11 protein-coding genes and 1 pseudogene are annotated in these 14112 nt (G+C 35.8%); 4 read left to right on the top strand and 8 right to left on the bottom strand.

All coding sequences use genetic code 11. The features are described 5' to 3' along the window. Positions 1–660 precede the first annotated feature (660 nt). Positions 661–3705, top strand: a complete 3045-nt coding sequence (locus JFU54_RS19795; RefSeq protein WP_201065989.1) for an efflux RND transporter permease subunit — start codon at positions 661–663, stop codon at positions 3703–3705. Between the two features lie 48 nt (positions 3706–3753). Here the strand turns inward: JFU54_RS19795 and JFU54_RS19790 are convergent. The 4 genes and pseudogenes from JFU54_RS19790 to JFU54_RS19775 all read right to left on the bottom strand — a co-directional run bounded on the left by JFU54_RS19790 (position 3754) and on the right by JFU54_RS19775 (position 7204). After that, a pseudogene (locus JFU54_RS19790) lies at positions 3754–4280 on the bottom strand (P-loop nucleotide/nucleoside kinase family protein). A gap of 139 nt (positions 4281–4419) precedes the next feature. Next, positions 4420–5340 (bottom strand): phosphate ABC transporter permease PstA, encoded by a 921-nt coding sequence (gene pstA / locus JFU54_RS19785; protein ID WP_088038486.1) that lies wholly within the window; start codon positions 5338–5340, stop codon positions 4420–4422. 2 nt (positions 5341–5342) lie between these two features. Next, complete coding sequence (pstC, locus tag JFU54_RS19780; protein ID WP_016101789.1) at positions 5343–6233, bottom strand: phosphate ABC transporter permease subunit PstC; 891 nt, start codon at positions 6231–6233, stop codon at positions 5343–5345. Between the two features lie 71 nt (positions 6234–6304). Continuing rightward, the gene (locus JFU54_RS19775) at positions 6305–7204 is read right to left on the bottom strand and encodes a phosphate ABC transporter substrate-binding protein PstS family protein (protein ID WP_201065987.1); all 900 of its coding nucleotides are present in this window, start codon (positions 7202–7204) and stop codon (positions 6305–6307) included. Between the two features lie 500 nt (positions 7205–7704). Between JFU54_RS19775 and JFU54_RS19770 the strand changes: the two genes are divergently transcribed. Genes JFU54_RS19770 through JFU54_RS19760 form a run of 3 tightly spaced genes read left to right on the top strand, consistent with a single transcriptional unit; the run spans position 7705 to position 10059 of the window. Further along, the gene (locus JFU54_RS19770; RefSeq protein ID WP_002090873.1) at positions 7705–7962 is read left to right on the top strand and encodes a FeoA family protein; all 258 of its coding nucleotides are present in this window, start codon (positions 7705–7707) and stop codon (positions 7960–7962) included. After that, complete coding sequence (locus JFU54_RS19765; protein ID WP_012260332.1) at positions 7959–8681, top strand: FeoB small GTPase domain-containing protein; 723 nt, start codon at positions 7959–7961, stop codon at positions 8679–8681. Before JFU54_RS19770 ends, JFU54_RS19765 begins: the two co-directional genes overlap by 4 nt. Next, positions 8659–10059, top strand: coding sequence for a nucleoside recognition domain-containing protein (locus JFU54_RS19760; RefSeq protein WP_088038481.1), 1401 nt, complete (start codon positions 8659–8661; stop codon positions 10057–10059). Before JFU54_RS19765 ends, JFU54_RS19760 begins: the two co-directional genes overlap by 23 nt. 63 nt (positions 10060–10122) lie before the next feature. Here the strand turns inward: JFU54_RS19760 and JFU54_RS30095 are convergent, their stop codons facing one another. The 4 genes from JFU54_RS30095 to gerLA are packed head-to-tail and all read right to left on the bottom strand — an operon-like array spanning position 10123 to position 14016. Further along, complete coding sequence (locus JFU54_RS30095) at positions 10123–10251, bottom strand: hypothetical protein (RefSeq protein ID WP_012260330.1); 129 nt, start codon at positions 10249–10251, stop codon at positions 10123–10125. Between the two features lie 11 nt (positions 10252–10262). Then, the gene (locus tag JFU54_RS19755; protein ID WP_201065979.1) at positions 10263–11429 is read right to left on the bottom strand and encodes a Ger(x)C family spore germination protein; all 1167 of its coding nucleotides are present in this window, start codon (positions 11427–11429) and stop codon (positions 10263–10265) included. Further along, positions 11413–12537 carry a spore germination protein GerLB gene (gene gerLB / locus JFU54_RS19750; protein WP_012260328.1) on the bottom strand — a complete coding sequence of 375 codons (1125 nt, stop codon included), beginning with the start codon at positions 12535–12537 and terminating at the stop codon, positions 11413–11415. The genes JFU54_RS19755 and gerLB overlap by 17 nt, the downstream gene beginning before the upstream one ends. Then, a complete protein-coding gene (gerLA, locus tag JFU54_RS19745; RefSeq protein ID WP_012260327.1) occupies positions 12538–14016 on the bottom strand; it encodes a spore germination protein GerLA in 1479 nt (492 codons plus the stop codon). Between the last annotated feature and the right edge of the window lie 96 nt (positions 14017–14112).

Here is a 14112-nt window from a genome sequence, read left to right as displayed (position 1 = left end):
CTAGCATCTAAAAATAAAAATTGACGTTCACGTTGTTTGTTTCGTTCAGTTTTCAAAGAACTTGTCTGCCGCTTCAAAAGCGACTTCATCATATTAACATCTTCATTTTTCGATGTCAACTATGTTTTTGAATTTATTTTTGTCGTTTTCTGCGTTTCCGCATCAGCGACGTTTATTAATATACCATCATGGTTTTTAAATAACAAGTATTTTTTATAAAAAAATACAAAAAGTTATCTATCCTACTTTCTTCTATAAAAAGAACCCTTATCCTTTCTACTAAAAACATTCATTTTGATTGTATACAAGTTACTATACACTATCATCAACCAGGCAGTATTTCACAATAACTTCCTAACCTATAGTCTTCTCCTTTTTTAATTTTATAATTACTATAGTTCTGCTTAAGAAGGACAAATAATCATTTAAATGTAGAGTAACAAAAAACGAGGCCACTATACTAGAGCAAAACTTTAATTCCTGATTTTTCTCTCCAATCAGGAATTTTGCTTCCACAAATAACAAACTTCCCCTCGAAATATTAAATTAAGACTATTGTTAGAATTTTTTTACATTTAATTAATGAAAGATATCCAATTTTTGTTATATAGTAAGAAAGTGCCCACAAAACTATAAATAAACTAATGGAGGAATTATTTTATGGATAGGTTAACAAAATTTTCATTAAAAAACCGAGCCGCTATTATTATCATGGTTTTTCTCATTTCCATACTCGGTGTTTATTCCGGCTCTAAATTACCTATGGAATTTTTACCAAGCATCGATAACCCTGCAATAACTGTTACGACATTATCTCAAGGGCTCGATGCTGAAACGATGATCAAGGACGTAACTGATCCCCTTGAAAAACAATTTCGTAATTTAGAACATATCGATGGCATCACTTCTTCCACACATGAAGGATTATCACGCATCGACATTGCATATACATCCAAGGCAAATATGAAAGACGCGGCACGCGAAGTCGAAAAAACAATTAATACGATTAAATTACCTAAAGATGTAACTAAACCTGTTGTTAGCCAATTAAACACTTCTATGATTCCACTCGCTCAAATTACCATCCAGAAGCAAAACGGATTTTCAAAAGCTGACGAAAAACAAATTGAGAAAGAAATCGTACCACAACTCGAAAGCATTGATGGTGTTGCCAATGTTATGTTTTTCGGAAAATCAACTTCCGAATTATCCATCGTACTTGATCCTAACCAACTAAAAGATAAAAATGTAACATCACAGCAAGTATTAACAGTTTTACAAGGAAAAGAAACTTCCACTCCAACCGGAGCAATTACCGTTAATAAGGCAGAATACAATCTTCGTGTCATCGGGGATATAAAAAATGTAAATGACATAAAAAATATCACCGTTACACCTCAAGTAAAATTACAAGATGTTGCTCAAATTGAATTAAAACAACATTACGATACAATCTCGCACATAAACGGGGAAGAAGGAACAGGATTAATCATCATGAAAGAGCCGAGTAAAAATGCGGTTGCAATCGGAAAAGAGATTGATAAAAAGATTAAAGATATAAGCAAGCAATATAAAGATCAATTCTCTATTAAACTTTTAGCTTCAACTCATGAGCAAGTTGAAAATGCTGTTACTAGTATGGGAAAAGAAGTAATCCTTGGGGCAATTGCTGCAACTCTCATTATCTTAATCTTTTTACGCAGCTTCCGAACAACACTCATCGCTGTCATTAGTATTCCATTATCTATTTTATTAACACTATTTTTACTCCATCAATCTAACATCACACTTAACATTCTAACTCTTGGTGGCTTAGCCGTTGCAGTTGGACGTCTCGTCGATGATAGTATCGTTGTCATCGAGAATATTTTCCGTCGTTTACAAAAAGAATCTTTCTCTAAAGATATTATTCTCGATGCAACAAAAGAGGTCGCCGTCGCAATTACCTCTTCTACTTTAACGACAGTCGCCGTTTTTTTACCTATCGGTCTCGTATCGGGAGTAATCGGAAAACTAATGTTACCTATGGTGTTAGCAGTTGTGTATTCTATACTGTCTTCCTTAATTGTGGCATTAACAGTCGTTCCACTTATGGCTTTTTTACTGCTCAAAAAAACAAAACGTCGCAATTCACATTCTTCACCGCGATATGTCGCTACATTAAAGTGGGCTCTTTCTCATAAGTTTATCATTCTACTCACTTCTTTTTTATTATTTGCAGGATCAATTGCAGCCTACATACTACTTCCGAAAGCGAACATAAAGTCTGAGGACGATACAATGCTTTCCGTTAACATGACATTTCCAGGTGATTATGATTCTGAAGCTAAAAAACAAAAAGCCTTTGATTTCGAAAAGAAACTCCTCTCTAATTCTGATGTAACAGATGTTATTTTGCGAATGGGATCTAGCGCAGAAGATGCACAATGGGGACAGACAACTCAAAACAATCTTGCAACTATATTTGTAGTCTTTAAAAAAGGATCTGACATCGACCAATATATTAAAGAATTAAAAAAGGATCATACAGCTTTCGAACCAGCTGAACTTGATTATATAAAAACGAGTTACTCTGATTCCGGAGGCGGAAACAACTTACAATTTAACGTAACCGCTACTAACGAAACAAATTTAAAAAAGGCCGCTAACATCGTCGAAACAAAACTAAAAGGTATGGACGATCTCTCTAAAGTAAAAACAAATATGGAAGACTCTAAAAAAGAATGGCAAATTCATATCGATCAAACAAAAGCGGAACAACATGGTTTAACACCAGAATTAGTAGCACAACAAGTATCATTCCTTATGAAGAAATCTCCTCTTGGGGAAATCTCAATCAATAATGAAAAAACAACTATTATGATAGAACATAAAAAGGCATCTATTAACAAACAAGAAGATATTTTAAGCACAAACATACTATCACCTATTAACGGACCAATTCCTTTAAAAGACATTGCAACTATTTCAGAAAAACAACTTCAAACGGAAATCTTCCATAAAGATGGGAAAGAAACGATTCAAATTACTGCAGAAGCTTCAAGTGAAGATTTAAGCAAAGTAAGCGCAGAAGTAAACAAGGCGATAGCCGACTTAGATTTACCTAACGGAGCAAAAGTAAATATCGCAGGTGCTACTGAATCTATGCAAGAGAACTTCACAGATTTATTCAAAATTATGGGGATTGCAATCGGGATTGTATATTTAATTATGGTTATCACATTCGGGCAGGCGCGCGCTCCTTTTGCAATTTTGTTCTCCTTGCCATTAGCTGCTGTTGGCGGTATTTTAGGATTAATCATTTCAAGAACACCTGTTGACGTAAATTCATTAATCGGCGCATTAATGTTAATCGGGATTGTCGTTACAAATGCTATTGTATTAATAGAAAGAGTGCAACAAAATCGGGAAAACGGTATGGAAACAAGAGAAGCCTTACTAGAAGCAGGATCTACTAGATTACGTCCAATTATTATGACAGCTATAACAACAATCGTCGCTATGCTACCACTCCTCTTCGGGCAATCTCAAGCAGGAAGTATGGTATCGAAAAGTCTGGCCGTCGTTGTAATCGGTGGTTTGGCAGTCTCAACCGTTCTTACATTAGTAGTCGTTCCCGTTATGTATGAACTATTAGATAAAATCGGGAGAAAAAGACGCTCCCGCAGAAAAATAAGCACTTCTACAGAAACACCTGATATTTAAACTAAAAGGCGTTATCTTCATAATTGAAGATAACGCCTTTTTATCCCTCTACCTATCCATAATATAATCCATCACTTTTTTACCATACTTCTCTAGCAGCTCTCCAGAATCTACAATAAGATATTCACCATGTAAAAGCCTTTTACTGCCAGCCAGACATTTTTGAAATGCTACTTCTGATTCTACTTTTGTAATTTGACTTATCTTACGTTCACGCGTTTGTAACCTATGATTAATTTCTTCTATATTATTAAGATAACATTCAATATATTTATATGTAGCCCCATACTTCCGACATAAACCTATTCCTTTTCAAGCATCCCCTCATAGAGACATGGGCTATCTAATATAACACTATGTTCTTGTTCCAACAAAAAACCTATCAGTTTCCACTCAATATCATAGGAGACTCCCCCAACCACTGTTGGTTCAACACCTTTTGCCTTTAATGATTTTAATAAAGCTGATTTCACGACGTCATGATCTACAATAACAGCACCTGTTAACTTAGCGATACACTTAGAAAGAGTCGACTTCCCTGATCCAGGAAATCCCGACATTTGCAGAAAAAACACCTTCAAACCCCTCCCTATTTTCATCCGAATATCCACATATCAAATTACCTATTCAACAACTCTCCTTCTTTTCCTTCCAGCAACAAAATGACCGTAAAAAAACTCCCTGTTTTATAAACAGAGAGTTTTCATCTTCAACTTATGCCGCTTTTACCTTCTTCGTCGTTTTACGAATTTTTTTCGCTCCTGTAAAACGCTTGTGTAATACAGATGCTACGAAACGAGAAATGATATTAAAGAGTAATACCATAATAATTAATACAGCTGCAGATTTTGTTGCAATTAACTTCGCATCCGGGATAATCCCTTCAGAGTTTAATTTCCAAATGTGAACAGCTAACGTTTCAGCTGGTCTAAATGGATTTAAAGGATGCGAGGGGCTCGAGAAGTCCGCTGCTGAATTTAAAATAGGTGATGTTAAACCCGCTGTATAAATTAACGCCGCAGCTTCACCGAATATACGGCCTGCCGCTAAAATAATACCTGTAATGATTTGTGGTAACGAAGACGGGATAATGATGCGGGCAATTGTTTGCCATTTCGTTGCACCTAGTCCAAGACTCGCCTCTTTTACATTATGAGGAACTTCAGAAATCGCATTTTCACAAACACGTGTTAAACCAGGTAAATTCAAAATAGTTAAAGCAAGAGCTCCACCCATTACTGTATATCCCCATCCTGTCATGGTAACAAATACTAATAAGCCAAATAGTCCAACAACAATAGAAGGTAAAGACGCCATTGTTTCAATACATAAACGAACAAAACTTAAAAAACGACCTTGTTTTGCATACTCCGCTAAATATATTCCAGCCCCTAGTCCAAGAGGAATAGATATAATAAGTGTTATAACAAGCATGTAGAAAGAATTGAATAACTGTGGACCAATTCCCCCACCAGCTCTTGTATTGCTTGGTTCTCCGAATAAGAAACTAGGATCCCAAAATCCCCATCCCTTTTGCAGAATTTCGTACATTAAAAAAGCTAGCAAAGCTACAACTAAAGCTGCAACCCCATAAAAGATACCTGTCCAAACTTTATTTACCGTTCTTGCATTCATTATTATCGCTCACCTCTTTGACCAATCGCTCGAATTACTAAAATAAACAGGAATGAAATAACAAGTAAAATCATTGCTAACGTCCATAGCGCATTGTTCCAAGCTGTTCCGTTCAATGTATTCGTCATATCCATTGTCAGAATACCTGTTAACGTTGCTGTTGGACTATATATTCCTTCCGGTAATTTGATCGTGTTCCCGATTACCATTTGAACCGCTAACGCTTCACCAAAAGCACGCGCTAACCCTAAAACTATACCTGTTAAAATTCCTTGTTTTGCAGCAGGAACAATAACTCGGCTAATCGCTTGCCATTTCGTCGATCCTAGACCGTAAGAAGCTTCCAAGTAATCAAACGGAACAGAGCGTATTGCATCAGAGGCAATACTAGCAATAGTAGGTAAAATCATAATACTCAGGACAATAATACCCGCAATTAAACTAAATCCCACTCCACCGAACGAATCCCGTAATAGAGGAACCAAGATCGTAACCCCTAATAATCCGTATACAACTGATGGAATACCAACTAATAATTCTAAAACAGGCTTTAATACTTTATTCCCAAACTTCGGCGAAATTAAATTCATGAATATAGCAAGAGCTATAGCAATTGGTGCACTAATGACAACAGCACCTAACGACACAAGCGTCGAACCGACAATAAAGATGACAGCACCATACGTACCTTGATCAGCATTTGGATTCCATTTCATCGAAGTTAACACCTCAGAAAATGAGATACCACTTTGCGTGAAAGATTGAATGCCTTTGCCGCAAATAAACGCAATAATAGCTAATGTAATAAAAACAATAAAGATACCGCAAAACGTAACAAGTGATCTACCTATATATTCACTCTTTACGTAATTAATTTGTTTTTTCCCCTTCATCACAGGACAGACCCCACTTCATAGATTGCATTGAACAGGACTGGCCTTGCAGCCAGCCCCATAAAATTTTATTACTTATCTAATTTAGACATTGGGATGTAACCCATATCTTCTACTTGTTTTTCGAAATCTTTACCTTTTACATAATCAATGTAAGCTTTTGTCGCTTCTTTTGCCTCACCTTTAGTTACCATGTACTCGTAAGACCAGAATGGATATTTACCAGCAGAGATGTTTTCAACTTTCGGTTCAGATCCATCAATTTTAACCGTTTGTAACGCACCTTTTTTCTCACCAACCATGTAAGACATTGCTAAGTAACTAACTGAACCTGGAGTAGAGTTAATCGCTTGCTCTACAGCACCATTAGAATCTTGTGTTGTACCAGTTCCATCATTAATCTTCGCGTCTTTCATCACTGTCTTTTCAAAAGTAGCACGTGTACCAGATGAAGCTGGTCGGTTAATTACATTGATTTTTTCATCTTTTCCGCCTACTTCTTTCCAGTTCGTTACTTTTCCAGTGAAGATATCTTGCACTTGTTTTACTGTTAAGTTATCAACTTTTACATCTTTATTTACGACAAGTGCGAATGCGATACCCGCAACTTTGTTATCTACTAATTCTTTTGCTTTTTCAGCATCTTTTATTTTATCTCCAGCTGGAACATCTGAGTTACCAATTTGTACTGCACCAGATGCTACTTGGTTAATCCCAGTTCCACTACCGCCACCTTGAACTTGAATAGAAACTTTTGAATTTTTCTCCATGAATTTCTTTCCAGCTTCCTCCGCAAGAGGTTGAAGAGCTGTAGAGCCAGCCGCTGCAATCGTACCTGATAATTCTTGTTTTACATCGCTACCTTTAGCAGCTTCCTTATTATCCGTACTTTCTGCTTTTCCACATCCAACTAATGCACCTGCAACAACTAAAGCCGCTAAAGAAAATTTAATACCCTTTTTCATAACCATGTCTTGTACCCCCATTTGGATTATCACTTTTCGAATTCATCTTCTTTCGAACACAAATTCATTGTAGGACAACAATATTATGTGAGTGTTAAGCAATTTTTAAGTTTAAGTAAATAGAGATAACACCCCCTAAAAGCTAGACATTCCAACATTTACAGTTGAAAAAGCCAACAAAACCCACACTAAACACGTAGTATTGTAAATTTAATCTTAACAATGTAAATTCAATGTAAATGATTTTCTGTATTTTTCCCTTTAGGTTAAAACTACATTTACAATTCCCCTATATTTTTAAGCTTTTACACTCTTACTTTAAGAAGAATTCCAGTAATATTTTTCGGTACAACTAAATAAATTGGAACAATTCTAAAAATATTTGAATATTTTTAAAGTACTAATTGACAGCATCATTAAATGTAGTCTACTATATTAGTATCAAAAAGTTTACCTAAGGAAACTTTTTAAACTAAAACTAAAAATATAGAGATGAGGTAACTTTTATGGTATCGGCTAATACTAAACCCCTTTCCGAATTCAGAACAGGGGAATTTGTACAAATTGAGAAGATACAATTAGAAGGAACTATGAAACGACGTTTATTAGATTTAGGCTTTTTTCCTGGAGCGACAATTAAAGTATTACAACGCAGCCCACTTGGAGACCCAGTCGCTTATCAAGTAAGCAACACAACTATTGCACTGCGTAGTGAAGAAAGCTCCCTTATTTTCGGGGTATTAATAGGAGATGATTTCAGATGAGTAACCATCGTATTGCGTTAGCTGGTAACCCGAATACCGGGAAAAGTACATTATTTAATACTTTAACAGGCTTAAAACAACATACTGGAAACTGGACGGGGAAAACTGTTTTAAAGGCTGAAGGGGAATATAAGCATGGCGGAAATATATATACAATAATAGATTTACCTGGAACTTACTCACTGTATTCAAATTCGGCAGATGAAGAAGTAGCACGAGATTATATTATATTTGAAAAACCAGAAGTAACTGTAGTTGTTATTGACGCAACTGCAATGGAAAGAAATTTAAATTTAGCACTCCAAGTGATGGAAATGACAAACGATGTGGTCATTTGTATTAACTTAATTGATGAAGCGGAGAAAAAAGGAATCATTATTGACGAAAAGAAGTTAGCAAAATCACTCGGTGTACCTGTAGTGAAGATTTCTGCTCGCAACCGAGTAGGCATTGGTCATTTGCTAAATGTCATCGCTAAAGTAGCAAATAAAAAACTCATTCCAACACCAATTAAAATTACTTATAATGAAAAAATCGAAAATATGATTCAAGAATTAGAACCACAAATTTATAAAGTATTCGGTGATACGTATCCAGCACGTTGGATTGCATTACGTATATTAGATGGAGATAAAAATTTCTTAACTACACTTCAAAAACATCATAACGAACCACTTGTAAGGGAGGTTATAATCAATGGAATCTCACTCAGCCAGTAAAGCTCTTCCGCTGGACTATATTGTTCAACATGCACAAACACTTTCAAAAGAAGATATACGAGATGATATTGTCGGAGATATTTATCGAACCTCCGCAAGTATATGTAAAGAAGCTGTTCAATATACAAATACCGATAAATTGTATCGTTCTGAAAAACTAGATAAAATTTTCACATCTCCAATCTGGGGATTCCCAATTATGCTCGGTATTTTATCTATTATTTTTTATCTTACAATTGCAGGCGCTAACGTACCTTCTGATATGATTGCTAAGTTCTTTGGCTGGGTAGAAGGATATTTAACATCTTGGTTCCAAGCAATGCATGCACCTGAATGGTTACATGGCATTTTAATACTTGGTTTATTCCGTGGTACCAGTGCTGTTATAAGCGTTATGTTACCACCTATGGCAATCTTTTTCCCTATGTTCGCACTATTAGAAAACTACGGATATTTACCACGTGTCGCATTTAACATGGACCGCTTATTCAAACGATCTGGTGCACATGGCAAGCAATCTTTAACAATGGCAATGGGATTCGGTTGTAATGCAGCTGCCATTATGTCAACACGTATTATTGAATCACCACGTGAACGTATGCTTGCAATCTTAACAAACAACTTCGTTCCATGTAATGGGCGCTGGCCTATGTTAATTTTAATGGCTTCACTATTTATGGCCGCTGGCTATACAGGAAGTATGCAAACATTTGTTACTGCAGGTGTCGTAGTTGGAATGGTTGTAATTGGTGTTATTATGACATTAACTGTTTCTTGGGTACTATCGAAAACAGCTTTAAAAGGCGTTCCAACTCACTACACACTAGAGTTACCACCATACCGCAAACCAAAAATTTGGAATACAATTGTACGTGCAACACTCGATAAATCAATATATGTTTTAAAACGAGCTGTAGTTGTAGCTGCCCCTGCAGCTGCATTAACTTGGTTACTTGCTAATATTTTCATCGGTGACACAAGCTTACTTATGTATTTTGTAAACTTTCTAGATCCATTCGCTAAAATGTTAGGACTTGACGGCTTTATTCTAGCTGCATTCATTCTTGGGCTACCAGCTAATGAAATTGTCATCCCGATTTTATTAATGTCTTACTTATCAACTGGCGCTTTAACTGAAATAGATGATTTTAATCAAATTAAAAATCTATTCTTAGAAAATGGTTGGACTTGGTTAACAGCTTTAAACACAATGTTGTTCTCACTCCTTCATTTCCCGTGTGGAACAACACTAGTTAACATATATAAAGAAACAAAAAGTGCAAAATGGACATTCTTATCGTTCGCAATCCCTACTGTTATTGCCATTGTTGTGACATTCCTCTCTACACAATTGGTACATTGGTTAGGACTTGTATAAAAAACAAAGCATACATAGAAGGTATCCCCCTTCACATATGCTTTGCGCGAAAGAAACCTGAAATTATTCAGGTTTCTTTTTTTCTTTCCACGGCTGAGCTCCATACGTTGTGATTTTTTTATGAATGGAGTATATGGCTCCCGGAAGAATCGCCATTAATATCGTGCAACTAATTCCTAGTCCAGTAAACAACTTAAATCACCTTATTTCACTCTCTTCGGTAAAGCTGAACCTGAATGCTCAATTGTCGGATGAACATGAACAGTAACCTCAGCATTACTAAAATAATTTTCACCTTGATCCCAATTCTTATCTATCTTCTTCCATTCTTTATAATTATGCCGCTTATATACTTCTCCTAACGCTAGTACATCTACCTTATATTTTTTTTGAACAAGCTTAATCGATTTTTGGATACGCTTCTCCATTTCCTCCGCAATGGTTTTCTTTAATCGCTTTTCATTCATAATTTGTTTATGATCACTAAAATGCAACTCTGCTAAGGTCCCTTCCAAAGATAAATGGATATCAAACTTCGGTTTTGTAGCATTTTCCGTAGATACTTTAATCTTTCGGCGCATCTTATGAATTTCGTATGTAACAAGCTGACCTTGTTTACGGATAGTATAGAACCCTCCAATTTTTTTACCTATTACATAATTCATTCCTAATGTTTCTTCTCCATTCAAACTGCCTACACACTTATTATCTTTTCCACGAAACAACGCTGCCCCGTTCATTTGTACCCCCTGCTTTGTTAGTTCGAGAATAGGTAATACGAAACTTTGGTTAGCAATCATTTTTTGCTGTACCTCACCAATTCTTGCAGCTTCAATCATTTGAGCATTTTTCGGAGGATGCTCAGCTAACATATCAATATACTGTGCCGGTAAGTTCTCAGGCTTGGCACTCTGTTTTAAAATGGCTTCTGCATTTTTCTTAGAAACGAACAAACGAATATTTCTTCTCATCTCGTGATCACGAATATATACATCTAACGTATTTTGTAAAACATATGGATTCGCTAGTAAATCTTTAGAAAAAATTATCACTTGTATATGCGGAAAGAATAGTGAGCGACTAATTTTTTTAGCAATAATTCGTATTTGCTCAAAGACACTATCTGCTTTCGCACTAACATTAATATAATTTTCACTATCTCCACCGCCTTGGCCACCTTGTTGCGCTAACTTACTGGGAAGTACCATCTGATACGTCCCTTTCATAATTGGATTCGATTTCTTTTCCTTCACAATATCGTAAGCTGCGCCTACTACAAATCCTCTTTCTTCTATTTCTTCTAGCTCAGAGCACCCACTTATAGATCCAGCTAAAACCATAACCATTATAATTTTAAGAAGGTGTTTCATTTCTACCATTCCTTCTTTTTATTTTATATACAATAAAAACTAACAAAGGCGCTAGCACGACAAACCCCATATCTATCCAAGCTAAATAAGTCCCATAACTTGACAAATTATTCAAATTACTAGGTATCATATTCGCCATAAAAATAATCGGGGCACTTACAAAAATGAAAATATGTTTCTTCACTTTCGGAAACATAGCACAAAATAATAAAGATGCGACGTCATAATACATTGCTGTAGTGTTATAAATAGTAATAATCCAAGTAGTAAAAAAAATGGCATCAAATCTTTCTAAAAAACCTCCACCAATTTCAATTTCTTTACCCAATTCAATTGTTGGATACGTCAATCCACGGGTTGTCATATACGAAAAAACGCTAATACAAGTTACATAAATTAAAATGTATGACAGCACATTTACCATCACTGCTTTTGCAACTGCCATTGGCGCTTTTTTCGCTGTCTTATCGTTCAACATCACAGCATAAAACAGAGCTACCTCAAATCCGATAAATGTGAAAATAGAATTTTTAACTCCTACAGCATATTGACTTGCGTTCGTTTGAAAAGCTGGTAGTAAATTGTTTATTTCCATTAAATTCACATTCAATAAAGAAAGCAACACTATCGCAATGAACACGATAGGTAAAAATAGAACATTTAACCTTACTAAAGCCGCTCTCGATCCTGCTACTCCATAAATAACAACTAATAAGAAGAAGAAAGAGAGTAGCTGTATTGGTGTATCACTAAATAAATATGTTTGTGAAATAATTGCAATCATTCGCGATTCATATGCGGTCAAAGCAGCAAATGTTAATACTAAAATGCTACTAATTGTGTATGCAACAGGCTTCGTCAAATGTGCACTTGTATATTGAACAAAGTTTTGTTTTGGGAATAAAATAGCTATCCTCGTTACAAACCACCCTAAAACCGCACATATCAATCCACCCAAAAGCAAAATAATCCAACCATCCGAAAATAAAGTTTGGTCAGCAATATCTCGAGGCATAGATAATGCACCTATACCGATAATTGTTGACGATACCGCAAAACCAAGTTCCCGAGATCCAATTTCTTCATCCCCATATTCAAATGGCTTCAATTACTCTCGCTCCTTTGGACGTAGTGTAGAGTCTTTCGTTTGTAAATATTCTGGCCTCTCTTTTAACATTGATTTTGGTAGACGAACCAATTCTTCTTCCCAATCTTTATAAAAAGCAGGGGCAATAGGTGTTGTATACGGTACCCCAACACTCTTTAAATTTGTAATATGGATCGCAAGTGCAATAAGAGCTAAAATGATTCCGTATAACCCAAAAGCAGTTGCAGCTAACACGAAGACGAAAAGTAAAATTCGAAATGTAATCGTAATGCTATATACAGGAAGTGAAAATGTAGCAATTGCGGTAACCGCAATAATAATTACTAAAAACGGATTTACAATCCCCGCATTTACTGCCGCTTCTCCAATTACAAGACCGCCTACGATGCCAATTGTTTGCCCCATCGGTTTCGGAAGCCTAATCCCGGCTTCTCGTATTAATTCCATCGTTAATGCCATCATTAACGTTTCTATATAAGCAGGAAACGGTACCCCTTCTCTCGCTCCCGCAATGGAATAAGCTAGTTTAGATGGAATAAGCCCTTGATGATACGATACAAGCGCTACGTACATGGCAGGTAATAAAACAGCAGCGATCCCTGATCCCATACGTAACATTCTTAATAACGTTCCAATTATCCAACGCTCATAATGATCTTCTACAGATTGAAAAATATCAACAAACACTAGTGGAGCTATAAGAGCAAATGGTGACCCATCTACTAAAATGGCCGCTTTCCCTTTCGCCAATGCAGCCACTATATTATCTGGTCTTTCTGTATTTAAAAACTGCGGAAACGGCGATAAATTATTATCTTGAATTAATTGTTCAATCGTTCCTGTCTCAAAAATGACATCTGTCACTATGGATTGAAGACGCCGATCTAGCTCGTTTACGATGTAAGGGTTAATAATATCCTCTATATATACTAGGGTTACTTCTTTCTGCGATCGCTTCCCCATAATATAAGATTGAAACCGTAACTTCGGATCACGTAAACCACGGCGAATTAACATTTTATTCACATTAATATCTTCATTTAACCCAACCCTCGGTCCACGAATTAAATCTTCTGTCACTGGCGGCTCTAGACTTCTTTTTTCCCAAGCTCTACTATTAACAACAATAGCCGTTTGAATATTATCAATTAATATAACTGTATCTCCTGCTAAAACCGCATTTATAATATCTGGAAAAGTCGTCTTCATACCGACTTCTGCAATAGAAATAAAACGATCCAATAATATCTGAACCACAGCTGCTTCATTTGGTATTTCTTCATATTGAAGTGTACGAACTACATATTTATAAACATTATCCTTATCTGTCAATCCACATAAGAAAACAACCGCACAACGTGTAAAACTACCAGCAAGAGCAACTTCTCTAATTGTTAAATCATTAGGTGAACCTAACTCATCTCTAATTTCCTTCATAACTTCAAACAAGTTACCTTTTAGCTCTAACAATTTCCCCACCTAACTTCCTTTTCAACAAGTTTTTAGTTAGATTCCGCTAATAGAAGAAAATATATACAAAAAAGAGCTATCTCTTTTCGAAGATAGCTCTAACAT

Source organism: Bacillus sp. TH19 (assembly GCF_016651075.1).
Lineage (GTDB): Bacteria > Bacillota > Bacilli > Bacillales > Bacillaceae_G > Bacillus_A > Bacillus_A mycoides.
Note: the sequence above shows the minus strand (reverse complement) of the source record. Positions and strands in the feature narration are given on the sequence as shown.

Coding starts and splice junctions, on each gene's coding strand:
- JFU54_RS19795 (WP_201065989.1), top strand. CDS start 661: ATGGATAGGTTAACAAAATTTTCATTAAAAAACCGAGCCGCTATTATT.
- pstA (WP_088038486.1), bottom strand. CDS start 5,340: ATGAATGCAAGAACGGTAAATAAAGTTTGGACAGGTATCTTTTATGGG.
- pstC (WP_016101789.1), bottom strand. CDS start 6,233: ATGAAGGGGAAAAAACAAATTAATTACGTAAAGAGTGAATATATAGGT.
- JFU54_RS19775 (WP_201065987.1), bottom strand. CDS start 7,204: ATGGTTATGAAAAAGGGTATTAAATTTTCTTTAGCGGCTTTAGTTGTT.
- JFU54_RS19770 (WP_002090873.1), top strand. CDS start 7,705: ATGGTATCGGCTAATACTAAACCCCTTTCCGAATTCAGAACAGGGGAA.
- JFU54_RS19765 (WP_012260332.1), top strand. CDS start 7,959: ATGAGTAACCATCGTATTGCGTTAGCTGGTAACCCGAATACCGGGAAA.
- JFU54_RS19760 (WP_088038481.1), top strand. CDS start 8,659: ATGGAATCTCACTCAGCCAGTAAAGCTCTTCCGCTGGACTATATTGTT.
- JFU54_RS19755 (WP_201065979.1), bottom strand. CDS start 11,429: ATGAAACACCTTCTTAAAATTATAATGGTTATGGTTTTAGCTGGATCT.